This is a genomic window from Sorangium sp. So ce726 (assembly GCF_051521405.1).
Lineage (GTDB): Bacteria > Myxococcota_A > Polyangia > Polyangiales > Polyangiaceae > Sorangium.
Map to the genome: position 1 here is coordinate 4039891 of NZ_CP150349.1, position 23938 is coordinate 4063828.

18 protein-coding genes are annotated in these 23938 nt (G+C 68.5%); 9 read left to right on the forward strand and 9 right to left on the reverse strand.

Annotated features, from left to right (window positions below):
- The first annotated feature begins 37 nt into the window (after positions 1 to 37).
- From WME79_RS15195 to WME79_RS15210, 4 genes are all read left to right on the forward strand, one after another.
- The gene (locus tag WME79_RS15195; protein WP_437333305.1) at positions 38 to 1057 is read left to right on the forward strand and encodes an NAD-dependent epimerase/dehydratase family protein; all 1020 of its coding nucleotides are present in this window, start codon (positions 38 to 40) and stop codon (positions 1055 to 1057) included.
- A gap of 67 nt (positions 1058 to 1124) precedes the next feature.
- Positions 1125 to 1883 carry a hypothetical protein gene (locus WME79_RS15200; RefSeq protein ID WP_437535765.1) on the forward strand — a complete coding sequence of 253 codons (759 nt, stop codon included), beginning with the start codon at positions 1125 to 1127 and terminating at the stop codon, positions 1881 to 1883.
- Between the two features lie 34 nt (positions 1884 to 1917).
- On the forward strand, positions 1918 to 2829 hold the full coding sequence (locus tag WME79_RS15205) for an MBL fold metallo-hydrolase (protein WP_437535768.1): 912 nt from the start codon (positions 1918 to 1920) through the stop codon (positions 2827 to 2829).
- A gap of 727 nt (positions 2830 to 3556) precedes the next feature.
- The gene (locus WME79_RS15210) at positions 3557 to 4114 is read left to right on the forward strand and encodes a dihydrofolate reductase family protein (protein ID WP_437535771.1); all 558 of its coding nucleotides are present in this window, start codon (positions 3557 to 3559) and stop codon (positions 4112 to 4114) included.
- Positions 4115 to 4778: 664 nt separating this feature from the next.
- Here WME79_RS15210 and WME79_RS15215 read toward each other — a convergent pair.
- Positions 4779 to 6539 carry a DUF3616 domain-containing protein gene (locus tag WME79_RS15215; protein ID WP_437535774.1) on the reverse strand — a complete coding sequence of 587 codons (1761 nt, stop codon included), beginning with the start codon at positions 6537 to 6539 and terminating at the stop codon, positions 4779 to 4781.
- Between the two features lie 492 nt (positions 6540 to 7031).
- Entirely contained in the window at positions 7032 to 8399 is a 1368-nt protein-coding gene (locus WME79_RS15220; protein ID WP_437535777.1) for an MFS transporter, read from the reverse strand.
- A gap of 857 nt (positions 8400 to 9256) precedes the next feature.
- Between WME79_RS15220 and WME79_RS15225 the strand changes: the two genes are divergently transcribed.
- Entirely contained in the window at positions 9257 to 10324 is a 1068-nt protein-coding gene (locus tag WME79_RS15225; RefSeq protein ID WP_437523247.1) for an IS630 family transposase, read from the forward strand.
- 16 nt (positions 10325 to 10340) lie between these two features.
- Positions 10341 to 10637 (forward strand): hypothetical protein, encoded by a 297-nt coding sequence (locus WME79_RS15230; RefSeq protein ID WP_437523245.1) that lies wholly within the window; start codon positions 10341 to 10343, stop codon positions 10635 to 10637.
- Positions 10638 to 10783: 146 nt separating this feature from the next.
- On the opposite strand, the gene WME79_RS15235 is transcribed toward WME79_RS15230, so the two are convergent.
- The 5 genes from WME79_RS15235 to WME79_RS15255 all read right to left on the reverse strand — a co-directional run bounded on the left by WME79_RS15235 (position 10784) and on the right by WME79_RS15255 (position 18877).
- Entirely contained in the window at positions 10784 to 11494 is a 711-nt protein-coding gene (locus tag WME79_RS15235; RefSeq protein WP_437535780.1) for a M24 family metallopeptidase, read from the reverse strand.
- A gap of 157 nt (positions 11495 to 11651) precedes the next feature.
- On the reverse strand, positions 11652 to 12803 hold the full coding sequence (locus WME79_RS15240; protein WP_437535784.1) for a TauD/TfdA dioxygenase family protein: 1152 nt from the start codon (positions 12801 to 12803) through the stop codon (positions 11652 to 11654).
- Positions 12804 to 13069: 266 nt separating this feature from the next.
- On the reverse strand, positions 13070 to 16888 hold the full coding sequence (locus WME79_RS15245) for a fibronectin type III domain-containing protein (RefSeq protein ID WP_437535787.1): 3819 nt from the start codon (positions 16886 to 16888) through the stop codon (positions 13070 to 13072).
- A 125-nt stretch (positions 16889 to 17013) separates the two neighbouring features.
- A complete protein-coding gene (locus tag WME79_RS15250) occupies positions 17014 to 17634 on the reverse strand; it encodes a hypothetical protein (protein WP_437535789.1) in 621 nt (206 codons plus the stop codon).
- Between the two features lie 379 nt (positions 17635 to 18013).
- Positions 18014 to 18877, reverse strand: coding sequence for a TOBE domain-containing protein (locus tag WME79_RS15255; protein WP_437535792.1), 864 nt, complete (start codon positions 18875 to 18877; stop codon positions 18014 to 18016).
- Between the two features lie 242 nt (positions 18878 to 19119).
- Here WME79_RS15255 and WME79_RS15260 point away from each other — a divergent pair, with 242 nt between their 5' ends.
- Positions 19120 to 20700 (forward strand): cytochrome-c peroxidase, encoded by a 1581-nt coding sequence (locus WME79_RS15260; protein WP_437535795.1) that lies wholly within the window; start codon positions 19120 to 19122, stop codon positions 20698 to 20700.
- A 7-nt stretch (positions 20701 to 20707) separates the two neighbouring features.
- Here the strand turns inward: WME79_RS15260 and WME79_RS15265 are convergent, their stop codons facing one another.
- On the reverse strand, positions 20708 to 21475 hold the full coding sequence (locus tag WME79_RS15265) for a formylglycine-generating enzyme family protein (RefSeq protein ID WP_437535798.1): 768 nt from the start codon (positions 21473 to 21475) through the stop codon (positions 20708 to 20710).
- Positions 21472 to 21954, reverse strand: coding sequence for a CoA-binding protein (locus WME79_RS15270; protein WP_437535801.1), 483 nt, complete (start codon positions 21952 to 21954; stop codon positions 21472 to 21474). The genes WME79_RS15265 and WME79_RS15270 overlap by 4 nt, the downstream gene beginning before the upstream one ends.
- Before the next feature lie 26 nt (positions 21955 to 21980).
- Here WME79_RS15270 and WME79_RS15275 point away from each other — a divergent pair, with 26 nt between their 5' ends.
- Positions 21981 to 22124, forward strand: coding sequence for a hypothetical protein (locus tag WME79_RS15275; protein WP_437535803.1), 144 nt, complete (start codon positions 21981 to 21983; stop codon positions 22122 to 22124).
- Positions 22125 to 22990: 866 nt separating this feature from the next.
- Entirely contained in the window at positions 22991 to 23932 is a 942-nt protein-coding gene (locus tag WME79_RS15280) for a hypothetical protein (RefSeq protein ID WP_437535806.1), read from the forward strand.
- The last annotated feature ends 6 nt before the right edge of the window (positions 23933 to 23938 follow it).

Consider the following 23938-nt stretch of genomic DNA (forward strand, 5'->3'; position numbering starts at 1 on the left):
GGCGCGCCGGAGCGGGCCCGAACAGGAGAGATTCGTCATGGCAGAGACCGTGTTCGTCACCGGAGGCAGCGGCTTCGTGGGCCGCGCCATCGTCCGTGCGCTCATCGCGCGTGAGTACCGCGTCCGTGCCCTCGCGCGAAGCGCCGCCAGCGCTGCCAAGCTCGCCGCTCTCGGCGCCGAGCCCGTCCGCGGCGACCTCCACGACGCCGCCGCGCTCACCGAGGGCTGCACGGGCGCCGCGGTCGTAGTGCACGCGGCCGCGTCCCTCACCTCGGCCCTGCGCTGGGGCGAGCACGCCCGCACCAACGTCGAGGGCACTGGCGGCTTGCTCGCAGCGGCGCGCGCGGCCGGCGTCCGCCGCTTCATCTACCTCGGGGCTGCGTCGGTTGTCATCGAGGGCTCTCGGCCGAGCGAAGGGGACGAGGACGCTCTGCCGCCCAGGGTCGACCGCTCCTTGCCGTACAGCGCGACGAAAGCGCTCGCCGAGGCGATGGTGCTCGAGGCAGACAGCCCCGCGATGCGCACCGTGAGCCTCCGCCCACCGATGATCTGGGGCCCGGACGCGCAGACCCTTGACATCATCGCGGAGGCCTTCCGCGCCGGGCGCTTCGCCTACGTCGGCGGGGGCAAACACCTCTACAGCGTCGCCCACGTCGACAATGTCGCCGAAGCGGTGAGCTGCGCAGTGCGCAGTGACGTCGGCGGGCGCGCGTATTTCGTGACCGACGACGAGGTCACGCCGATGCGCACCTTCTTGACGGAGCTCATGGCGACGCGCGGCGTGGACGCGAAAGCCTGGTCCGTACCCCTCCCCCTGGCGGTGCTGTTCGGGTGGCTCCTCACCAACCTCTTCGGGTGGTTCGCGCCGCGACGGCGCCCACCGCTCACCCTCGAGGACGTGCGGCTCCTCGGGCAAACGCTTCACCTCTCGTCTGCTCGGGCGAAGAAGGAGATTGGCTACCGCGCCGTGCGGAGCCGCGCGGAAGGCCTCGCCGCGCTCCGGGCCCATGGCAGCGCCGTTCGGCGGAGCGGCGAGAGCCCCGCGCTCGCGCATTGAGGCGCGGTCGGTGCCTGTACTGGTTCTCCGTGAGGGTGACAGCGGCTGGCAGAGAATAAGAGAGAAGATGGAGAAGGCAAGAGGGCGCACGGTGGCGAGAGCGAGCTGCCATCGCGCCGAGGAGAATGCCACCGCGCTCGCTTCGGGCAACGTCGCGCCCTCGCCATCCTCGCGGTGCTCGGCAAGCGCCTGCGCGCGGCTGCCGGCGGCTGCGGGCGCTCGGTTGCCCTGCATTGCGCGCGGCGGCCCCGTGACAGCGCTCCGGCGCTCGCTCGCCGGCGCCGCGCTGGCAGGCGCGCTCGCCTGGGGCTCCCCCGCCCGCGCCGCGGAGACGCAGAGCCTCGCCGAGGCGGGGATAAGCCCCGACCTCGCCTGGGCCGCGTCGCAGCTCATTCCGAGCCCCACCTGGCACCTCTACGCCGACGACACGCGCTTCGGCCTGCGCTGGCAGCTCACCCCCCTGCTCTACTCCTTCGGCAGAAATCGGAGGCTGTCCCCCTGGCGCAGCCTCCTCGCCGAGCCGCTCGCGCGGCATGCCGGAGCGCTCGAGATCCATGTCACGCCCGAATACCTCTTCTCCGGCGTCGGCATCGGAGATCACGTGCAGCTGACTGGCGGTGTGCGCGCCTACTTCCCGCTGCTCCACCGCGGAGAGTACCTCTCCTGCTCGCTCGGCGGCTCCGCCTTCACGCTCGGCGGCGAGGTCGCGGCGGCGTACGAGGCCGGCCTCTACACGCTCTTCGGTGTCATCGGCGTGCAGGTCGCCTACGCTCCGACGCGCGCGCTGCGCGGGACCACGTTGACGCTCAACCTCAGGTACTTCTGACCCCATGCTCCGCGCGGCAAGCTCCACCGCTCTCATGGCGCTCCTCGCCGCCTCGGCGCTGTCCTGCAACAGCATGCCGGGGCGCGTCCTGTCAGGCAACACGGGCGCGCTGTTCGGCGGCCCGGCGCCCGTCGCCAACAAGGTGCGAGAGCCCTACCGCAAAGACGCGCGCCTGGCCGTCCTCTGGGTCGGCCACGCGACGGCGCTCGTCCAGATCGACGACAAGCAGATCCTCACGGATCCGGTCTTCACCTCGACCGTGGGCCTCCTCGCCGCGCGGCTCGTCGAGCCGGGCCTGGACCCGGAGCACGTGCCGCCCCTCTCGGCGGTGCTGGTCTCGCACACGCACTTCGATCACCTGTCGCTCGGCTCGCTCGAGATGATCGAGGAGAAGACACCGGTGCTCTTTGTCCCCCGCGGCGCCCTCCCCTACGTGCCCGATTTCGCGTTCGACACGATCGAGCTCTCCACGTGGCAGCGCTGGGAGCACGACGGGCTGCGGATCACCGCCGTCCCGGTGAAGCACGGGGGAGGCCGCTACGGAGTCGACATCGCCCTCGGCTGGGGTGGATTCACGGGGTACGTCGTGGAATATCATGGGATCACCGTCTACTTCGGCGGGGACACCGCTTACGATCGCAAGGTGTTCACGGAGACGCGGGCGCGGTTCCCCGCGATCGATCTCGCGCTGATGCCGATCGCGCCGATCGGGCCGCGCGATTTCATGCACTCGCGCCACGTGGACCCGGCAGAGGCGCTAGAGGCCTGCGAAGAGTTGGGCGCGAAATGGGTGGTGCCGATCCATTTCGACACGTTCATCAACTCCTCGGACGAGCCCGGACAGGCGGTCTCCGAGCTCAAGCGCGTGATGGCGGCCCGGCGGATCGCGCCTGGGAAGGTCCACATCCTCGCGCAGGGAGAGCAACGGATCTTGCTCGGCCGCTAGGATCGAGCGCGGGAGGGAGGTCGCTCCTACGCGCTCGCGAACGGCAACACGACGCTGAACGTCGTCCCGACATCGAGCTCGATCCGGACGTCGATCATTCCGCCATACAGCGTGACGAGCCGCTCGACCATGCTCAGGCCCAGGCCTGGAAAAGCACCGTTGTGCGCCGCAAGGCGCTCCGTGACGCCGTATAGCGTCTCGCGACGCGCCTCCCGGGCCAGACCAACGCCCGGACGGACACGTGTGCCCACGGCACGCCGATGCGCCCCGTAGCGCGCGCGGCGCCGCCCGGACCACGCTCTTTCGACCCAGGACCGAGCCATCACGACGCTCGCGGTCCCACCCTTTCGCTCTGCCGCGCTACACTTCCTCGCGCTGCGATCCGGCTTGATTTGCCTACGCGCTGGCACTGCAGCCGCAGGCACCCGGTTTGACGTTGCGCTGATGGTAGACAAGCTCACATCAACCTTGGCGACGCAGGAGACCCAAGTCTCCTCGAAGGTGAGCCGACTTGTCCCCTGGGCCGCTACCGAAAACGTCCCACCTGTAGTAGGGGGGACTCAGGAATCCCAGCAGCTGCACATCTTGCCAGAACGTCAGATTGGGCCTGTGCTTTGCGACACCACGGGCTCGAGAGTCTTGCGAGATGACAAAGCCGAGAGCCTCGCGGTGCGCATTGCAATACCGGAACATTGACCGATGCCTCGTTCCGAAGGAGACTCGCCGCATGGGACTGCTGACCTTCACCATCAACGTCACCCTGGACGGCTGCGTCGACCACCAGGAGGGGATCGTCGACGACGAGACGCACGCCTTATTCACCCGCCTCATGGACGAGAGCGGCGCGATGCTGTGGGGCCGCGTCACCTACGAGATGATGGAGAGCTACTGGCCGGCGGTCGCCCGCGGCGACGAGGAGGCGCCTCCGACGCTGCGCGAGTGGGCGGTCAAGCTGGAGAACAAGCCGAAGTACGTGGTGTCGTCCACGCGCAAGGACTTCCCGTGGACCAACAGCCACCACATCGCCGGCGATCTGCGCATGGGCGTGCAGAAGCTCAAGGACGCGACCCCGGCCGGCGTGCTCCTCGGCAGCGGCAAGCTCGCGACCGAGCTGGATCGGCTGGATCTCATCGACGAGTACAAGTTCCTCGTCCACCCCAAGCTCGCCGGCCACGGCCCGACCCTGTACCAGAGCGGGCTGCCCGCCGCGCGGCGGCTCGAGCTGGTCTCGGCCAAGCCGCTCCGCTGCGGCGCGGTGGCGATGCACTACCGGCGCGCGCGCTGACTCAGAAGAGCCCCTTCGCGCCCAGCTCGCGGGCCAGCGCGTCGTCGGGAGCCTTCTCGCCGCGCAGCACCGCGGCGATGTTCGGGGTGATCGCGCCGCGGATGGCGCGGCCGGCGAGCGCGGCCTACAGGATCGGCGGGTCGCCGGCGAATGGCGAACCAGCCGCGCGGCGCGCGGCGCACCTCGGCGGGCACCACGAAGGCCGGCTCGGGACAGAGCGAGAGGGCGCGCAGCTGACATCCTACGGCGCCCGCATCGCATGCATCGTTCAATCGCAGATCCGCTGTTCTCATCCAAGCGGCCCAACCAGCGGATGCTGGCGGTCGCATTTCACGCGGCGGCAGATCCGCACGTCGTTGGGCCGGCAGAGTGCGGGGACGCAGGCACGATCCCGAAACAGGCGGCAGCGCATCGAAGGGCCCGGCAACAGGGCGGCGAGCGAAGGAGCATCCCTCGGCGCTGCGCCGCCAGGCCAGGCGCCGACCCCGATCGGTGATGCCGCGGGCCCTTCACCGCGGGCGATGCGGCGGAAGAGGGCGCCGCGTTGGGCCACACCGGAGCTGCCCTCGGCGGCGAAGCAGGCGGAAATTACAAAAATCGCTACTGCTTCCGGCGACCGCTCGTTATCGACCGTTTTTTCTGGTGGGATTTCTGACATGCAGAGCTATTCGACGTGGACGACGACGTCGGTGAAGTACTGGCTCGACGCCGAGACGTCCTTGCAGTCGTTCCCGCCGATCTGGAACGAGCCCATGTCGAAGAGGACCTGAACGTCGTTCGTGCCGCTGTAGGGAATGATGGACTCGGGGCCAGCATTCGCGGGCGCGGTGAGGTCCTGCACCTTCACAGGCGCGCTCCCCGGCACGCCGCTCCACTTCCAGAGCGCGAACGGCCCGTTCGTCTCGTCGTGCGGGCCGCTGAGCATGAGGAGCGCGTTGTGCGCGGTCGACCACGCGAGGTCGCGGACGCCCTTGCCGCCGAGATCGAGCAGGTAGGCTTCGCCGAACTGGGCCTTCGCGCCCCCGACCACCGCGTCGGGGTTGAGCAGCGTGACGAGGATCGCCTGGGCGCTCGACTGCGGGTTGCGGAAGCCGATGACGAGGCGCCCTGCGCTCCCGCCGTCGGGCAGCGCCGCGAGACCCTCGATGTTCGTCCCTTGATCCTTCGGCGCGAGGCTCGCGACCGTGCCCGTCGAGAGCTGCGACCTGCTGTTCAGGAGGGAGATGAGCGACGCGTTCGGCGACGCCCAGTTTGCCGCGTCGAGCATGTCGGCGAGCAGGTTGGAGTAGCTCCCGGCGACGGTCATCGAGAGGCTCGGTACCGAGCCGGCGAGGTCGATGGCAAAGAATCTGTAACGCGGCGTCTCACGCACGCCGTTCTTGTCGCGCGCATGCGAGGTGACGACGTACACGCGGTTGCCGACGCGGGCGGCGCCCTCGAGGTCGGCCTCGTCGGAGGAGGACAGCCCGATGGCTCCGCTCACATCCAGCTGCTGGAGCGGAGTGCCGCTCGCCCCCTGCGTGTAGACCTGGATCTGCTGATTCTCGTCGTTGAAGTTGAGGAAGTGCGTCCCGTCGATGGACACGGCCGCCGACCCGTCGCACTTGCCCCTGTAGGTCCCAGGCGTCTGCACGAGCCCGGAGCCAGCGTCGCCGCCCGAGTCGGGCGCCCCGGCGTCCGCGCCGCCCGGCAGGTCCCACGAGACCGTGAGCTTCGGTCGCGAGGACTTGGTGGAGTACTCGCTGGAGCGGAGCTCGAGGCGGTTGTCGTTGCTCGCGCTGGCGAAGATCACGCCGTGGTTCGAGGTGGGGTTGTTGACCCACCCCTGCACCACGGCGAGGCCCTGGGCGTTGAGCGTGATGGTGTAGCTCCCCGTCGATGCCGCGTTGATGCTGCCGAGCTCGGCCGAGCCACGATCGCTCGCCCCCTTTGCGCCCGCCGTCGCCCAGGCGCTCCCGCTCGCGGCCAGGTTCCATGTCGCCTGTCCCTCGGCCCACGCGCGCAGCACCTGATAAATCGGGTAGTTCTGCGCCGCCTTGTCCGAAACGGTGACGGTGATCGTCGCCGAGGTGACGATGGCGTTCACAGGGATCGTGCCGGAGAGGTCCCACTGGACGAGCACAGCGTCGTCCTTGCCGCTGCCGCTCGGCGTATCACCGCTCACCGAGATGCTCGTGTCCCCGCCGTTCGTCGTGGTGGGCGCGTTCTCCTCCAGCATCGTATCGCGCGTCCCGGCGTAGCTCGACGCCGGCAATACGCCGTCCTGGAACGACGCGCTGTACGCTCCGAGCGCGAAGCTGTCCGTGGCGACCAGCTCCAGGGGGTCGACGCCGGCGGCGCCGCACGAGGCCGCCGCGATCGCCGCGCTCGTGACGCCGAGGACCACCCCGGCCGCTCCGATCTTTCGAAAACGACGTCCCGTCATGCGCATGAAGGCTCCTTGCCAATGGACAGACTCCGCACCGGTTAGCCAATCTCTGCGATCGTGCGCGCAGCTACAAGAAGACGAGATGGCTGTGCCCCAGAAATGGTGAGATGTCGGCCCACAACGGCGCGGGAGAGCCGCTCGGAGATCGATCCGTGAGCTCCTTAATCTCCGGCATCCGCAGAAGGGACGGCGACCCTCCGCGAGAGCCCGTGTGGCGCGTCGCCACGAGGACGCCAGAGACTCGTCACGAAATCAGCATGAAAATGTATTGGATTCGTCTTCTGCGCCAGGCTCCGCGAATCGTGACCGGGGAGGTCCGCGGGGCCTTCATGGCCTGCATGATGAGACTTCAGGGTTCCACGTGAGCTTTCGTCTCACCCAGTCTTCTCGTGGTCTCCGCGTCAGACAGTCGAGACACAGAGGCGAGAGCCTGTGGTGGTGTGCCGCGCGACCTCGTGGCTCCAGGTCGCGGCGGTCACCTCGAGCGTATTAGCTCGCGCGCGCGAGGCCGATCGGGGCCGCGGCGCCGCTCTGGGCGAGGCGCTCGGCGAGGGCCTTATCGTAGAGGGCCTGTTCGTTCGCCTTGTGGGCGGCCGTGAAGCGCACAAGGATCGCGCACACCGACGAGACAAGCGCGGCGAAGCCCAGCACCGCAAAGCAATCCTGGGTGTCGCCGACCGCCTTGAGCAGGAAACCCGCCGCGACCGCGCCGACATTGCCGCCCGCGCCCACGATACCCGCGACGCCGCCGAGCGCCTTGCGATCGATGAAGGGCACGAGCGCGTAGGTGGCGCCGCAAGCCATGTGCGTGAAGAGCCCGAAGCAGATCATCGCGAGCACCGCCATCCCCGGCGTCTGCATCCGGGAGAACCAGAGCAGGCCGAGCCCCTCGCCGACCATCAGCGCGAACAGGAGGGTCGTGCGGGCGTCCAGGCCCTTCCGATGTGCCAGCCGATCGGAGAGCATGCCGCCGACAGCGCGCGCGAACAGCGCCAGGAGCCCGAAGCTGCCCGCCGCCAGGCCTGCGGTCTGGAGATCCAGCTTGAAGCGGTCCACGAAGTAGCTAGCGGCCACGTTGTGCACGAAGAGCTCGATCCCGAAGCAGGCGCCGTACGTGATGAACAACATCCAGGCCCGGTAGTTGCTCCCCGCCGCCTTGAAGATCGCCCATCCGCCCTTCTTTCCGCCTTCGATCTCGATGCCCGCCGCGCGAAGGTCCTTGTAGTTCCCTTGCGGGCAGTCCTGGGTGTATTTCCAGTAGAGGACGGCCACGACGAGCATGAGCGCGCCCGGCACCACCATCGCGACGCGCCAGCCGATCGAGGAGCTGACACCCAGGCTCACCACGGCCGCGAGCACCCAGGGCATGGTCGACTGCGTGACGCCCCCTCCGGCGTTGCCCCAGCCGGCGCTGGCAGCGTTCGCGGTGCCGACCACGTTGGGAGCGAACATGACGGACGTGTGATACTGCGTGATGACGAAGCTCGCGCCGATCATGCCGATCAGCAGCCGGAAGAACAGGAAGACCTCATAGCTCTGCGCCAGCGCGATCCCGAGCACGGGGATGGCGCCGAGCGCGAGCAAGCACGTGTAGGTCGCTCGCGGACCGTACTTGTCGCAGAGCGGCCCGATCACCAGACGACCCGCCACCGTGATTCCCACCGCGGCGATGTTGATGTTGGCGATCTGCTCCTTGGTCAGCCCAAATTCGCCCTTGATGACCGGCATCAGCGGTGCCACTGCGAACCACGCAAAGAAGCAGGCGAAGAACGCCAGCCAGGTCAAATGGAATGCGCGCATCGCTGGAGTAGACAGCGAAAATAGCTCGATCTTTGTCGCCTTGGTAGCCTGGGTCATGGGGCCTCGCAAGTTGCCGGTTCTGGAGGACCTCGCGGCGCGGAGCTCGAGGCCTCAGGACGGATCCATAAAACAAGGACCGTAAATGAATCGTAAATCGTATGTTTCCGGTCGATGTCGGACCACAAATAGGTTGTCGATCGTATGTTTCTGGCTGATGTCGGACCCTGGATGGGTTGTCGATTGTATGTTTCCGGTCGATGTCGGACCGTAGATGGGTCGTGGATCGTATGTTTCCGATTGATGTCCACGCCGTGGCCATCACGGCATGTGGGGCGCGATCAGAGCGCCTGCTGGTCAGCTGTCGCGAGCGGCGAGCAGGCGTGCGGGAGGCTCGTCGGGTCCTTCACGTGCGTCGGACGCCTCCGTCTTGCTGGCGCCGCTCGCGAGGCGTGCCGGACGTGGTGAACGAGATCCTGGCCTACCTGGCGCTGCCGACCGAGCCGTCGCCTCGGGCGCCGACGGGGCAGGAGAGCATCGACCTCGACGTGGCGTGGCGCCGGCGGCAACGGAGGACGCGGCATCCAGCGGCGCCTGCAAGCGGGCGGCGCGCAGGGCGGGTGCGTCCCGCACGGGGGGATTCACGAGGCGGTGGCCTGCGCTCTGCGGTGGCAGGCGCGCGAGCGCCCGGCCCGGGCTAGTACAGCGTTCCCGAAGTTCGTACCTGGATCTGCGGTACACCAGGCCAGGCCCTCGCGATGGCTCGCAGCCCGAGCGTGGCGAGCCTACACGCGACGCATTCCGGTCTACGGGGCGGGTTTGCCGGTTCATCCACGATCGCCTGCGCTTTTGAATCCATCAGCACGGGGCAGGTCCCACGCGCGTAAGTGCCCCGAGCTCGCGCAAAAGCCGTTCTGTTGCCCGCGTCGCTGCGCCAGAAGCTGCAGCACGCGGCGCGCTCGCCCAAGACCCCGCAGCGCGATGCGCAGCGTGCCCGGATCGCGCTCTTGGCCGACGAGGGCTGGAGCAACGAGCGGATCCAGCTTGATGTAGGCTGCGACATCAAGACGGTGCGCAAGTGGCGCAACCGGATCGCGGCGTTTGCTGACGAGGCGGTGCTGCAGGACAGGATGCGCAGGGGCCGACCGCCGCGCGTGGCCACCACAGTGCACTACGACCTTATCAAGTTGGCCTGCAGTCGCCCCGATGAGCACAAGGTCCCGTTCGAACAGGTCTGGACTCTGGAGCGGCTGGCGAAGGCCCTGAAGCTCGAGACCAAGGTAGAACTGAGCCGCACCGAGATCTGGCGCGTGCTGCGGGGAGCAAGCCTCCGACCGCATCGCGTCCGGCTGTGGCTACACAGCCCGGACCCGCATTTCCGCCCCAAGGTCGAGGCGATCTGCAAGCTGTATTTGGAGCCTCCCGCAGGCGCCACCGTGCTCTGCGTCGACGAGAAGACGGGCATGCAGGCGCTGAAGCATCGGTTCCCCATGCAGCCGTGCCGTAGCCGAAGAGCCGCGCGCAAGGAGTTCGAGTACCAGCGCCACGGCACGCGCACACTGATCGGGGCCTTCAATATCAAGACGGGCGAGGTGGTGTCGCGCTGCGGACCGACACGCACCGCCGCCGATCTGCTCGCGTTCATGGACGAGGTGGCGGAGCGCTACCCCACGGGCGACGTCTATATCATCTGGGACAATCTCAACATTCACCACGGCGCCAGGTGGAATCAGTTCAACGCGCGGCACGGCGGACGCTTTCACTTCGTCTACACGCCCATCCATGCGTCGTGGGTCAATCAGATCGAGCTGTGGTTCAGCATCCTGAGCCGTCGGGTGCTCAAGCACGCCTCCTTCGCGTCCGCCGAGGAGTTGAGCCGTTGCGTGCTCGCCTTCGTGCGCCACTGGAACAAGCACGAAGCCCGGCCCTTTCGCTGGAAGTTCCGCGGCCAGTGGAGGGCGACCTTGCCGTCCTACGCCGCCTGAGCTTCCGTGCGGTCCGATGTCGAAGCCGTCCGCCTCCCCGGAGCACGCCGCCTCCGTCCGCGCCTACCTCGCAGCCGAGGGAATGTCCCATCTGCGGGCCCGCAAGTACGGGCAGCTCGTGATCATCGAGTCGGGTCCTGGAGCGGGCCCGATAGCCCACGCCAGGCTCCGCCGTGACACTGTCCACCTCTGGACGCTCGAGATCGCAACCCACACCGGTAGGTGGGAGAAGACCGGCTTCCGCGGCCCGTGGCAGGACTTGCTCAAGCTGTTGATGACCGACTTCCCCTGGACGCTCGCGCCGATCGAGTAACTCGCTCCGCGGCGTTGTCCCGCGACGAGCTCGCTCCGTTTCAACGCCCGGCCAGCCCGGCTCGCGGCCGGGTGGCACAGCGCCGATCCAGGGACGAACTTGGGGAACGCTGTACTAGGCGGGCGGGGGACGGAGGCGGGGGCTAGCTAGAGCAGATCCTCGAAGAATGCTCCTACCGAGGCCGTCGGATGGACGACCATGACCTCCAACACCCAGAGAGAGCCGCTGGGTCGAAAGGGTACCTGTCCGAGAGCATCCCTGAAATACTTGTGGTGCGGGAAGTCACCGAGCCGATGACCAAGCACGTCCTCCAGGAGGCGAACGCCCAGCTCGTCGGCGCGTCGTTGCATGAAACGATAGATCTCCTGGCCCGACACCCCCTCCTTCAGCCACAGCGCACGCGCGTCGGCGAAGAGCCGACGTGCGGCGGCCGCGCACGCCTCGGCCGCCGGATTCGAGCCGCCGAACACGAAGCTGTCGCCGTAGTCTCCCTCGTACTCGAGCCCGAGCTCAGGATCCGACCAGACCGGCCCGACGTCGAGGTAGTAGGCATCGCCCCATTGAAGTCGATATTCCGGCTGAACGGGGTCGTTGAATGTGAGACATGTTCCGGGGCCGAAGCGAACCCAGGGCTTGTGCCAGTGTTTCGTCACACCGTTCGCCCGAAACACGTCCAGCGCCAGCCGTCCACCCTCGTCCTCCGTCATGCCTTCTTTGAGCCCGGTCCGTACCTGCTCCAGCGCGTGAATGGTCCTGGACCGCGCACGCATCAAGCCCTCGACCACGAACTTTGGATCAACGGCCTCCACCGTCTCCTGTGACGTCGCACGTGCGCCCAGACGATGCGGTTCGTTCATTCTCCTACCTTATCACGGAAGAATAACCCCGAGGGGCTCCGGCGTGGTCACAGCATGATTCGTGAAGACCGTCCATGGGCTCGCCAAGGGGGCCGATGGCGCCGCGCTCCGAGCGGTTTGCGCGACGCGCGGCGGTGCCGGGTCCGCAGCCGGCGCGCTATGCAATCAAGGGCGCTTCGCTCGCGGCGAGGTTGCATTGATGGTAGACGCGCAGGTCCGTGGGCCGGAGCGAACCGACCACGCTGTGCCAGAGCCCTCGGTTGTGAAAGATGACCAGGTCTCCTGGTCGCCATGGATGCGCGTACACGCGCGACGGCGCGATCGCGGGGCGCATCAGCTCGTAGAGCAGGCGGCGGCACTCGGCCAGATCGCCGATCGGCTGGCCGTCGACGATCAGGTCCTCCACGCAGCATGCGTGGACCTGCAGCGCCCGCCGGCCGGTGAGCGGGTTCTTCCACACCAGGGGCAGCGTCATCACCTTGTCGACCTCGAACGGAGGCAGCTCGTCGCGCTGGAGCTCCCGGCCCTCCGACACCAGGCCGAGCCCGTTGGGCAGCGCGCGGGCGTTGCGCATCCAGACGTACGGGTGCGCCGCGTAGCGCGCCTCGGTCTTCAGCGCCCAGGCGCGCTGGCTGGGTGACAGCAGATCGAACGCCTTCGCACCCGAAACGAACGCGGTGGCGCCGACCTGCACCTCCAGCGTGTCACCGCTGCCGTCGTCGTACACCACGGTCTCGCGGCGCGGCTCCGGGACCTCGAGCGCGAGCAGCGTCGTCACCCTGGGCGGGTGAAGCTCGTAGAGCGCAGCATCGATGTGCCAGCGATAGAAGCGCGTCAACCCGCGCGCTTCCTGCGCCTCGGTGAGCGGCTCCCGGTGGAACGACCGATGCGACGGATGGCGGAGATCGACCTCGGGCAAGCCCTCGTGGTCCTTCACCCGCCCGTTGCCGAGCAGCTTCACCTCGGGCACGTCGGGGATCGACACGAGGTCCTGCACCAGGACGCTCCGCTTCATGATGTCCGGGCGATGGCCATGGCCGTACGTCTTTGCCACCGGATCGAAGCGCCGGGTGAGATCGAGCTGCGCGCGCGGCGAGAGCCGCTCCTGGCCGCGAACGACCACGACTTGATGCGTGAGGACCGCCCGCTCCAGCGCGGCGAACGGAGCCTCGCCGAGGTGCTCGAGGTCCAGCTCGCCCACGTCGACGCCGAAGTCCACCTCGCTCCCGGCGCTCGACGACGCCAGAGGCGTCAACGCGAGCGACGTCTGGGACCACAGCGCCGGCGTCACGTCGAGCCGAGCAATCATGATGGATCGAATACTCTGCGAGTATATAACGCCTGTCAAGCGGGGCAGCGCCGCTCAGCGCCTGGAGGTAATGCTCCAACGCGCGACGGATCGAGCTCGTCGCGCCTCGACGTCGGGCGGGCATGATCGAGCGCCGCGCTCGTTTCCGGCAGGTTTCTCGCGCTCAGCGCGCACGAGCTAGCGTACCCGCACCTCGTACCTGGAGAAATCAATTCCGCCGCGCTCATCGCGCAGCACCACCCAGAGCCACGCCGCGCCGGGGAGTCTCACGGGCGTTTCGCGTGCTTGCGGCGCAGGCGGGCGACCCCCGACACGAGCACTCCGAGCCCGAGGAGCGAGCCAGGCGCTTTCTCAGCGGATCCGGGGATGGTGCAACTGCAACCGCCGCCTGCACGCGTGCTGCCGCCCTCGTCGGTCGATGAAGCCCCGCCAACACCGGGGCCCCCGGAGCTGCCTCCACCGCCGCCCTGCGCGTCGCCGCCCTGCCCGGAGCTGCCTCCGCCGCCGCCCTGCGCGCCGCCGCCCTGCGCGCCGCCGCCCTGCGCGCCGCCGCCCTGCCCGGAGCTGCCTCCACCGCCGCCCTGCGCGCCGCCGCCCTGCCCGGGGTCACCGCCAGCGCCCCCGACGCCTGCGTCAGCGCCCGCCCCGCTGCCTCCGCTGCCTTCATCTTCACCGGGTGGCTCCGGCTGTCTGATCTGCTCCCGCGACAGCGCCAGCTTGGCAAACGCCTGGATCTCCTCGTGAGCGTTGACGAGGTACACACCCAGGTAGTCGCCCACGGACACCGCGACGTCCTCGCCGGCGTAGGGGTTGTGGAGCCCCGGCGGAGGGGAGGCGCCCATCTCCGGTGTCGCGATATCGGTCGGAGACACGTGCAGGGCGAGATGCAGGCTCTCGTCGCCTTCGAGGACGACCTGGACGACCGTCGTTCCGACACGGCTGCCCGGTACCGCCGACACGTCGGACAGGAGCGGCGCCGTCCTGTCCATGGGCGTCACGGCCACGGCCCTGGAGTGGCCGCTCTCGCCGTTCTCGTTGACGGCGGAGACCGCGAAGTAATACGTCTGCCCGTTGACCAGCTCCCCTGCCTCGTACTTCGCCTCCACGACGTGGACGGGCGCGCCGTAGACGCCGGGCTCGGTCCCCGCGTAAACACGATAGGCCGCGGCCTTGGGCACCGCGTTCCACGACACCGCGGCCTCGCCGTTGCCCGCGGTCGCCGACACGGTGAGCGGCACGGCCGGAGCCCTGCCGGAGTCGTCGAAGCGCATGACCGTGGTCCTGTCCGACTCGGAGAACGCCGCGTAGACGACGCCGTCGAACGCGGCGAGCGCGTTGTGTCTGGCCACGTCCGAGGAGAAAGCTGGGTTGCCCACCAGATCCCAGCCGGTGTCTCCTTTGCCCGTGTACTTCATGGCGACGGCCCGTTCCCCCTTCGAGCCATCGTTGAACAGGACATAAGGGACGCCCTGGTCGATCGCCAGCCGCAGGTTGCCCAGATCGGCCAGCGCGCCGCTCGGGTGACTCGCGACGTAGAACTCGGGACTTCCCAGGTGCTCCCAGCGGGCTCCGTTGAACCGCATCACGTTGGCGCCGCGACCCCTGAACGCCAGGTAAGGAACGCCCTCGTAGACGGCGAGCGAGGTCCACTTCGTGACGCCCGCTTCGCTGTACCTGCCCGTGAACCCGCGCTCTTCCAGGGGCTCCCAGTCCGCGCCATCGTACCTCAGCACCGAGCCGTCCAGCGAGCTTCCTTCGTCACGGAAGGTGACGTACGGGACGCCGTCGGCGACCTGCAGCGACACGTAGTCGCCCGCCCAACCGAGGGAGACCACGCCGGGGCCCAGGAGCTCCCAGGCGGAAACACCCGGATCGTACTTCAAGACCACCGCGCCTGCTTGCAGCCAGTCCTCCGTACCGATGAAGCCTTCGGAACCTCGATTGCAGGCCACGTACGGGATGCCCCCCGAGACGGACAGGGAGATCTCCGTCGCGTCGCTCACGCCGACCTTCCCGACGGTCTCCCAGCCCGTGGCGCCCTTCCTTGTGTACTTCATCACCGCCAGGTGCTCGTCGGGGTCCGCGAAAGCGACGTAGAGCGCGCCGCCATCGACGGCGAGCGAGAGGTTCGCGACCCCGGACACGGCCGCGAGGTGGCGCGCGCCGAGCGGCCGCCAGTCGCTGCCCACGTACTCCATGACCGTCAGCGAGCGCTGGCCATCCGCAGGATTCACGTCCGAGAACGCGAGGTAAGGTGTCCCATCGTGGACGACCAGCGAGCTCCCTCGACCGGCTTGATTGAGCGGCTCGGGCATCCGCTTCCACACGGCCATCGCCGGCGTTGCGCTCGCTTCGTCCGAGAAGTCGCTCGCGCCGTTCGCGTTGATGGCCTTGACGCGAAAGTACTGGAGCACGCCGCTCTCCAGGTCCGACACCTCGACCTGTGTGACGAGCGTCCCAGCCACGATCCAGTCCGGAGTCGCCGCGTAGGAGCCGTCCGGCTGGCGCACGTAGATCTCGTAGCCCGTCGCGTTGGCGCCGGTGTCGTCGGTCACGGGCGCCCACTGCAGCAACACCTTGCCGCCGTCGGTTGCGACCGCCCGGAGCCCCGTCGGGGCGGTCGGGGGCAACGCTTGCGGCGTCAGCTGGTACTCGTTCGAGATGCGGCCATCCAGGGTCTTCATCACGAAGCGGTAGGAGGTCCCGTTCACGAGCCCGCCCACGTCGCCAGAGGTCTCGGTCGCGTTGAAGACGCGCGAGATCGTCGTCAGCGGGACCGGCGAGCGTTCGCTCATGTAGAGCAGGTATCCCGCGGCGCCTTCGACCGAGCTCCAGCGCAGGGTCACCTTGCCGTCCTTCGCCATCCCTCCCAGGCTGAAATCGACCGTGGCATACGTGAGGACGGAGCTCCCCTCGCTCGAGGTCCGCACCACGTAAGGCTTTCCGTCGAGGAAGGTGAGAGAGCGATTGATCTTCCCCGTCTCCTTCAGCGATGAGGTGTCGAACAGGTCCTCCCACCCTCCGCCCGCGTACTGCTTGGCGAGCTCGGCCGTGCCCGTCCTCGACACCCACACACGCGGAACTCCATGGTTCAAGGAGAAGTGCTTCAAGGAGAAGGCGGCCGTCCCGGGGATGCTCGCGCTCAAGTCGCCAAGGGGCATCCACGCCGGAGCGTCCGAAGCCTCGAGCCGCGCCACCTCGGCGGTCGTCCCGCTGCTTTTGTAGCCCGCGTACAGGACCTCGCCTTCGAAGGCCAGCGTGACCTGAACATTGCTGGACGGCACGGCGCTCCCCGCCGGGCCCACTTGCACCCAGCCCTCGCCGCTCTCGCCGTACCGCATCACCTTCAACCGGTTCCCGTCTCCGCTGTCGCGGAAGGCCACGTACGGTACTCCCTGCCGCACGTACAGCGCGTGGCTGTCTGGCGGGATGTCCGTCTTCGCAGGTGGACTTCCGAGGTCCAGCCAGGAGCCCTCCGTGTACTTCATGACCACCAGCTTGCTGTTGCTGCCGCTCGGGGATCCGGTGGCGTTGGCGGGGTTGAAGACGAAGGAGACGTACGGAACGCCGTTGTCGACGTCCAGCCGCAGCCCCGAAGCCAGACCGGCCCTGAACGGCTCTCCCACGGGCGACCACTCGTTCAGCTCGTTCAGCTTCTTGAGGGAGGTCACCGTGTCGGCGTTGGTGGCGCCGATGTCGCAGCAGGCAACGTACGGCGTGTCGTGCTCCACGTCGAAGGCCATCGCGTTGAAGTCGGTGAGGCTGTTGCCCGACAGCCTCCGCGAGGTGATCGGCGGGAGCTCGGTCCAGCTGCCGTCGAACCGATGCACGAAAGGACGGCGCGACGGCGCGGCTCCAGTGCCCAGGTCTCGTTGTGACAGGAGGTAGAGCTTCCCTCCATCACCGCGGAGGAGCGCGCCCCCGATCCCCGTCGTGAAGCGCTCCGCCCCGACGTAGACCCAGGTGCCCGACGGAGCCGGATCGGCCGCGGCCCGCCTGACTCCCGATGACGTGAGGAGCATCCCTGCGAGCACGGACAAAAAGCCCAGGACGACGTGGTTTCTGAGAAGATACGACGGCTTCATCTCGGCCTCGAGGCTGTGGGAGCGCCCGGAGAGGCGGCACGGGCAGAGCGCCGAGGCGGCATCGAAGGCCTCAGCACCCTGCCCGGCGGGCGATCCTTGAGGTTTCTGGAGCGGCGCAGCGCGGGCTACAGGTAGCCGTAGCCGCCGCTGCAGCCGGTCTCGCCTGTGTAGACGTCGATCTCGTCGACCTCTTTCGTGAAATAAGGGATGTTCCTCTCCGTGGTGCTCAGGTGCCCGAAGAAGAGCCGAAGCGCGTCCGTGCTGCTCAGGGTGCCGCTGTCCCGCGGCTTTGACAGCGCGGCGAGGATGGCAGGCACCTCGGAGTACACCGCCGAGTTGCTCAGATCAGGATAGTAGTTCCGATCCGTGAACAGCTGCGACTGCGGAGAGCAGAATGTCCTGGTAAAATTGGGCCCGACCGGCGAGTGAACGACGACCATGGTGATGGAGGACAGGTTGCCGGTCAGCGCGGAGACCTGCTCCAGGATCTCCCCCAGCGTCGCGCCTTCTGCGGTGTAGTACTGGTTGGCGGGGGCGTTGGTGACGCCGGAGTAATTGTAGGTCCCGTAGGTGCTCAGGCCCTGGATGGTCGTGGTCGAGATCGTCGACTGGTAAACGCTGTTGAGGTAGACGTCGACCGCCGAGGTGGTAGCGAAAGCAGAGGGCGAAAGCAGCGCGACGACAGCGATGGTCGCCGGCGACAGCAGGTTTCTCGCGCAATGGAAAGCGTACGATCGTTTGAACATGAAGCCGCGTTCCTCCTTCCGGGTTGGGCCAACGGAGCCTCGCCGCGGCCCGTGATGTACGCGCCCATATAACGGTAGAACATGGAATGTCAACGCCAACAGGAAACCGCGTGGCCGTGGACGAGTCCGAACTGCAGCGGTTAACAGTCCAGAAACCTGGACGTCTGCCGGCGGCAACAGTCTGCCCCTCGCGTGCCCTCCGCACGGCGGTAGCACTCCCTGCGCGGGCACAGGGCCATGGTCGCTATATAGTCATGTACATGCTGCGACAGCGCGGCCGCGGCGCCGAGGCCGGCGATCGCGCCGCACCCCGGGCATGCCGGTCGCTCTCGCCGGGCGCTTCAGGCGGGTGAGCTCCGCTCCGGCGCGGCGCCTCGGCTCAGAACGGTGCCAGGAGGGTCACGCTGTTGCGCTGGATGGCGATCGACACCGCCGAGCCCTCGCGCATCGCGGTCGCATGCGGCGCGCGCCGGGCGATCACGGCGGTGACCGTGCGACTGGCCTCGACCTCGGCGGTCACCTCGATGCGATCGGGCTCTTCCAGCGTGCGGACCACGGTGCCCGTCCAGCGGTTGGGACCGGGCTTGGAGGCCGCGCCGGCGACCATCTCGACGGCCGTCGCCTTGACCAGCGCGTAGACCTCGCGTCCCGGCTGCAGCGCGAGCTCGCGCGAGCTCTCGGCGGTGATCGCCGCGACGAGCCGGATGGAATCACCGAGGGTCATGGTGACCTCGCCGTCCACCAGCCCGACGTCGAGCCGCGTGATGGTGGCGAGCCACTGGTTGCGCGCGCTGGTCCGCACGGCGAAGCGGCGCATCGAGGACTGATGGGACGCCATCTCGCGCGACGGATCGTCGAGCAGCTCGAGGACCCCGGCGTAGTCCGCCTCGACACGGCGCACCAGCTCGACGACCCGCTTGCCGTACTCGGTGAGCTCCGCGCCGCCGCCGCCGCTCCCGCCGGTCGCGGTCCGAACGAGCGCCGCCTCCGCGCGGTGGTTCATCGCGTCGACGGCGTCCCAGGCCGCCTTGTAGCTGAGGCCAACGGCGCGCGCGGCCGCCGAGATCGAGCCTTCGCGACCGATGGCCTGGAGCAGGTCGATCCGCCTCGGCGCGAGGAACGGGGTCCCGTCCTTGTCGAGCTGGATGCGCCCGCGGATGCCCTGCTCGACGCCGCCGTTCGGGCTCGCCGGATCCCTGGCCTCGTGCGCCCGCGGCCGTCTCTCGCGTCTCGTGTTGGCCATATCAGCGTGTGTTTCCGTCGCGTGCTCTGAGCGTGTGGGTCCCGCGCCCGATGATCCGACGCTCTCACCGGGAACCTCCTCGTTTCTACGACAACCGAAGCCAACGAGCCATACGGAGCGAAACCAGGTAGCAAACCCGAAACCATCGAGGTTAGGATGCCCCTCGCTCCCTGGAATCGCTGTATAGGCATGTAGATTGCAGGGCGCGGCAGCCGCGCTTTGCTCGCCCAGAAGGTGTCCTGATGCGGGGTCGTTTCAAGCAGGTGCTCGCTGCGGGCTGGGTCGGGCTCCACCTGCTCTGCGCCTGTGAGGGCGGCTTCGCGCCGCCCGGGGAGGCGGCACAGCCGCCGGGCGCTCGGGGCGACGGGGACGAGCGCGACGGGCCAGCGAGAGGGTCCGGCGCGGCGCCGGCGCTCGGGCAGCCCCGTGAGCTGGACGCCCCCCACGTGCTCGCCACGGCCGGCGCGCAGGAGGCGGGTGAACCGAGCAGCCCGCCTGGCGTGGGTGCCGACGCCGGCAGTCCGGAGACGTCAGGCGCGTCCGGGGAGAGCGAGGTCCCCGAGACTCCGCCAGAGTCGCTCGACGAAACGCTGCGCCGGCTGCTGTCCGAGCACGGTGTCGTGGCGCCTGCGCGCAGGGCCGATGTCGATGCGCTCGTCACCCTCGGCCAGAGCCTCTTCGAGAGCCCCCTGCTGTCCGGGAACAGACGGGTGTCGTGCGCGAGCTGCCACCCGACCAACAGCGCGGGTATCGACAACTTGATCCTTGGAATCGGCGTCGACGGAACCGGAAAGCCCCCCGCGCGCACGGGGACCCCGGTCCTGCCTCGCAACACGCCGGGCCTCTTGAACCTCGGCGTCGGCGGCCGCGTTGCGCTGTTCTGGGACGGCCGCGTGGCCATCGAGGGGGACGAGCTCGTCACCCCTGCGGGGTCCCGTCTGCCCCCCGGCATCCGGGACGTCCTTGCGGCGCAGGCGCTGTTTCCGCTGCTGTCGCGGAGCGAGATGCTTGGGGAGTACGACGAGGCCGACGCCAACGACCTCGCGGACCTGAACCCGCCAGGGACCCCGGTCGAGGCCGACCCCGCGCCCGTGTGGAGCGCGATCATGCAGCGCTTGCGCGAGAGCGCCTCGATCGCCGCGCAGCTTCAGGCCGCGTACCCCGACACTCCGCTCGCGGCCCTGGGGATCGAGCATGTGGCCAACGCGATCTCGGCCTTCGAATCGCGCCGCTGGTACAGCCTGGGAAAGCACAACTGGCTGCTCGGATACGTCGCCGGGACCCGCGATCTCCCCGACAGCGCCAAGCGCGGAGGTGTCCTGTTCTTCGACAAGGCTCGGTGCGGCCGCTGTCACACGGGCCCTCTGCTGACGGACCAGCGGTCCTACAATCTTGCGGTTCCGCAGGTCGGTCCTGGCTCCGGCGCCGGTCGAGCCCTGAGCCCACCGCGCGACCAGGGACGGTACGAGATCACGGGCCGAACCGCGGACCTCTTCGCCTTCCGCACGCCGTCCCTGTGGGAGGTGAGGAATACCTTTCCGTATATGCACGACGGCGCGTACGAGACGCTGGAAGCCGCGGTGCGCCACCACCTGGATCCCGAAACGTCCGCGCTCGCCTTTCGCTGTCCCAGCGAACTCGCGGTCGGCGGCAATGCGATTCCCTGTCACGACAGCACGACCGCGCCGGAGCTCTATCGAGAGCTGGTGGCGCACCTTCCGCCCGAGGCTCGAGCGCCCATCGCGCTGACCGACGCGGAGGTGACCTGCCTGATGGCGTTCCTGAACGTGCTCACCGACGGCAACAACGTCCCGGCATTCTGATCTGTCCTCAGGGGACAGAAGATGCCGCACGCGATCCGCCGTCGTCCTCGCAGCCTTCGCCTCGAACCATCGGGACACAGACGCGAAAGCCGATGGTGGTGTGTCGCGCCACCTCGTGGCTCCATTTGCGGTACGCTGACTGGAGCTTGCTCTCGATGCTGCGCCAGCATCCGCCTCGCAGCGGGCGCACCCGCGTCGCGCCGCCCACGCACGGATCGCGGCCGAGGCGCGTCCGTTCGAGGTGCGCGTCCGCGCGAAACGCGTCCAGGCACCAGCTCCAGACATTGCCGGCCATGTCGTGGCAACCAAAAGGGCTCGCGCCGGCCGGGTGCGCGCCTGTCGGGCTCGGCCCGCCGCGATTCCAGTCCTCGGCGAAGCAGGCGCGCCGTTCGTCCGGAGGATCGTCTCCCCAGGGATATCGCCGCCCATCGAATCCGCGCGCGGCGAGCTCCCATTGCGCCTCGGTGGGCAAGGTCCCCCCGGCCCAGGTGCAATAGCGCAGGGCTTCGATGTAACTCACGTTCACCACGGGCCGATCGGGCGCGTCGAGCTCTGCCCGGCCCGCGGAGGGCGGCGCTGCGGCGCCCGTGGCCTCGACGAAGACGTTGTATTCGGCGCGGGTGACCGGGTGCGCGCCGATCCAGAAAGGGGACAGCTCGACGCGATGCGGTGGGTTTGGCGCTTCGGATTCGAAGATAGGCGCTTGGCCCATCGTGAAGGTGCCGCCAGGGATCCACACGAGGCCGGAAGGCGTCGAGCGCGGGCCTGTTTTCATGGCGTCCGCGAGCCCGCTACCGAGCGTTGTGCTTCGAATGGCTCGATGGAAGGCCACATCGACGCGCGCCGGCAGCCGATACAATCCTCCGCGACCGGAATCCCAGCGTCGAGCAGCCTGCGCGCCGCCGAGAGCTCGATCAGCCCGGATTGGAACCACACCACCGAGGGACGCAACACGAGCGCATCCTCGACGTGGGGTACGAAATCCTCGGGCTTGCAGAAGACGTTCAGCACATCGATCGGCGCGGGAAGCTCGATCAGGCGGCGGCGGACGGGCACGCCGAGGATCTGCGTCGCCTCGGGATAGCGGGTCGGGACGGGGACGATGTGGTAGCCGACCTTCTGGAGGTAAAGCGGGATCTGGTGCGCATCGAGGTCCCGGCGGCTCTCCGGCTTGATACCCAGCACCGCGATCGAACGCGCATTCCTGAGCGTCCGTTCCATGTCCACGGTGCCGAGTAGAGGGACATCGAGCATGTTCTGCGCCGCGGAGAAGATCTAGCATGCGCGACGCGGCCTGGACCTGCGTGATCTCCGCGATGAAGATTCTCTCCTTCGCCGTCGTGATCTCCGCGCTGAATGCAGCCAGGGGCCATTGGCAGCCCCGAGCAGCCGAGGGGCGGTCGCTCGATCAAGGATATCGGTGACACCGAAGCTTTGGTCAGAGGAGAGCACGAAGCCCAGGTCGCGAGGGGACAGCAGCGCCGCGCAAGACGACGCCGGGGCTGCGCAGCGGAGGCGACGACCAGGCGCAGGTGTTGAGCCAATGTAACACAGGACACCAAAAAAGGCGCACAGGAGAGGTTGGGGCTGCGCAGGAGGGGGCCGGGGCCGCGTAGGAGCGTGCCGGGGCTGCGTAGGAGCCATGGAGACGTGTGATAGGACACCAAGTTGGATGCGCAGGAGGGGTGCGGGGACCGCGCAGGAGTCGCTTTATTGTATGGAAGGACACTAAATTGGGTGCGCAGGAGGGGTACTGGGACCGCGCAGGAAGGGCGCCGAGGCCACGCAGGAGCTTGCCGGCGCCGCGCAGCTGGACCGCCAGGGCTACGCAGGAGCTTGCCGGCGCCGCGCAACAGGACCGCCAGGGCCACGCAGGACGGCCGCTGGGACGGCGTACGAGGCCGCCGTAGCCGCGCAGGAGGGGTGCGGGACCGCGCAGGAGGCCGCCAGGGACGGGAAAGCGCGGCAACCGCGGCGCTTCGACGCGCTGGGAGACCCGCTGAACCCTGGAGGCCCACGATGGCATTGCGGTTTCGGGTGATATTTTCTCGTGAAGAGGGCAAGGATGTGAGGATTCCTGCGGATTGACGCGGCGCGATGAGCATGAGTACGGTGACCCATGCGTTTCATGGCGCATCTGTGCTCGGTGCTTCTCACGCTCGGGGCAGCAACAGGCTTCGCGAGCTCGGCCAGCGCAGCCGGTGCCCATCCGAAGGCGAGGGCGGGTGATGGATCGATGGTGAAGGCCCATGTCCGCCGTGGTCAGAGAGCGCGCGATGCTGGGCAGTGGATGGCGGCCTATGCCGCCTACAAGGCGGCCTTCGAAGCGGCAGACCCGGCATCCAGCACAGCGTCGGAGCGCGCAGAGATCGCCGGGGAGCTCGGGCTGTGTGAGCTCGCGCTGAACAGACCCCGTGACGCGGCCGAGCATCTCGCCTGGAGCCTTTCGCAGGGCGAGCCGCTCCCTTTGCCGCTGCAGCGAAGGTTCGAGATCGGGCTACGCAAGGCAGCGTTCGTCGTGGCAGAGCTCCGCCTGGCCGTGGATCCGCCGGACGCGGAGGTGTTCGTCGACGGCAAGGTCATCGTCCGGCCTGAGGGGGCCTACCAGATCTTCGTGGAGCCGGGCCGACACACGGTGCGGGCCCGAGCGCTCGGCCGCGAAGACGCGGTCCATGTCGTCGGCGCCGTGACCGGCGCGGAGCATGAGATCGTGATGCATCTGCCGCACACGTCGACGAGCGACGCCGAGGAGGGCACGCCGGCCTCACCCAACGAAGCGCCGCGAGCCGTGCGCTCTCCGGCGACTCCGCGCACAGGGTCTCCCAGCCCATGGGCTTCCTGGCCGGGGACGGCGCGGATCGGTGGTATCGCCCTGACGACGGCGACGGCAGCGGCCGGCGCGGTCTTTCTCGTGCGCGCTCACGTGGTCCACGGCGACCTGCGCGAGGGAGACGTCGCGCGCCGCGCGCAGGGATGGACGTCACACACCTGCCGCGAAGCGAGCGCTCCGGCGTCGTGCGCCGAGATTCACGACCAGGTGAACGAGCGGAATCTGTTCGCCACCCTCGGCAAGGTGTCGCTGGCGACGAGCGCCGTGTTCGGCGTGGCGACGGCGGCCTCCTTTTTCACGGAGATCGCCGTCTTCGGTGCCGGGCCGAAAGCCACTGGCGTCCGCGTCGTACCCATGGCGACGAGCGAACGGGCGGGGGTGCTCCTCGAGGGAGCGTGGTGAAGCGGG

Coding starts and splice junctions, on each gene's coding strand:
- WME79_RS15195 (WP_437333305.1), top strand. CDS start 38: ATGGCAGAGACCGTGTTCGTCACCGGAGGCAGCGGCTTCGTGGGCCGC.
- WME79_RS15200 (WP_437535765.1), top strand. CDS start 1,125: ATGGAGAAGGCAAGAGGGCGCACGGTGGCGAGAGCGAGCTGCCATCGC.
- WME79_RS15205 (WP_437535768.1), top strand. CDS start 1,918: ATGGCGCTCCTCGCCGCCTCGGCGCTGTCCTGCAACAGCATGCCGGGG.
- WME79_RS15210 (WP_437535771.1), top strand. CDS start 3,557: ATGGGACTGCTGACCTTCACCATCAACGTCACCCTGGACGGCTGCGTC.
- WME79_RS15215 (WP_437535774.1), bottom strand. CDS start 6,539: ATGACGGGACGTCGTTTTCGAAAGATCGGAGCGGCCGGGGTGGTCCTC.
- WME79_RS15220 (WP_437535777.1), bottom strand. CDS start 8,399: ATGACCCAGGCTACCAAGGCGACAAAGATCGAGCTATTTTCGCTGTCT.
- WME79_RS15230 (WP_437523245.1), top strand. CDS start 10,341: ATGTCGAAGCCGTCCGCCTCCCCGGAGCACGCCGCCTCCGTCCGCGCC.
- WME79_RS15235 (WP_437535780.1), bottom strand. CDS start 11,494: ATGAACGAACCGCATCGTCTGGGCGCACGTGCGACGTCACAGGAGACG.
- WME79_RS15240 (WP_437535784.1), bottom strand. CDS start 12,803: ATGATTGCTCGGCTCGACGTGACGCCGGCGCTGTGGTCCCAGACGTCG.
- WME79_RS15245 (WP_437535787.1), bottom strand. CDS start 16,888: ATGAAGCCGTCGTATCTTCTCAGAAACCACGTCGTCCTGGGCTTTTTG.
- WME79_RS15250 (WP_437535789.1), bottom strand. CDS start 17,634: ATGTTCAAACGATCGTACGCTTTCCATTGCGCGAGAAACCTGCTGTCG.
- WME79_RS15255 (WP_437535792.1), bottom strand. CDS start 18,877: ATGGCCAACACGAGACGCGAGAGACGGCCGCGGGCGCACGAGGCCAGG.
- WME79_RS15260 (WP_437535795.1), top strand. CDS start 19,120: ATGCGGGGTCGTTTCAAGCAGGTGCTCGCTGCGGGCTGGGTCGGGCTC.
- WME79_RS15265 (WP_437535798.1), bottom strand. CDS start 21,475: ATGAAAACAGGCCCGCGCTCGACGCCTTCCGGCCTCGTGTGGATCCCT.
- WME79_RS15270 (WP_437535801.1), bottom strand. CDS start 21,954: ATGCTCGATGTCCCTCTACTCGGCACCGTGGACATGGAACGGACGCTC.
- WME79_RS15275 (WP_437535803.1), top strand. CDS start 21,981: ATGCGCGACGCGGCCTGGACCTGCGTGATCTCCGCGATGAAGATTCTC.
- WME79_RS15280 (WP_437535806.1), top strand. CDS start 22,991: ATGGCGGCCTATGCCGCCTACAAGGCGGCCTTCGAAGCGGCAGACCCG.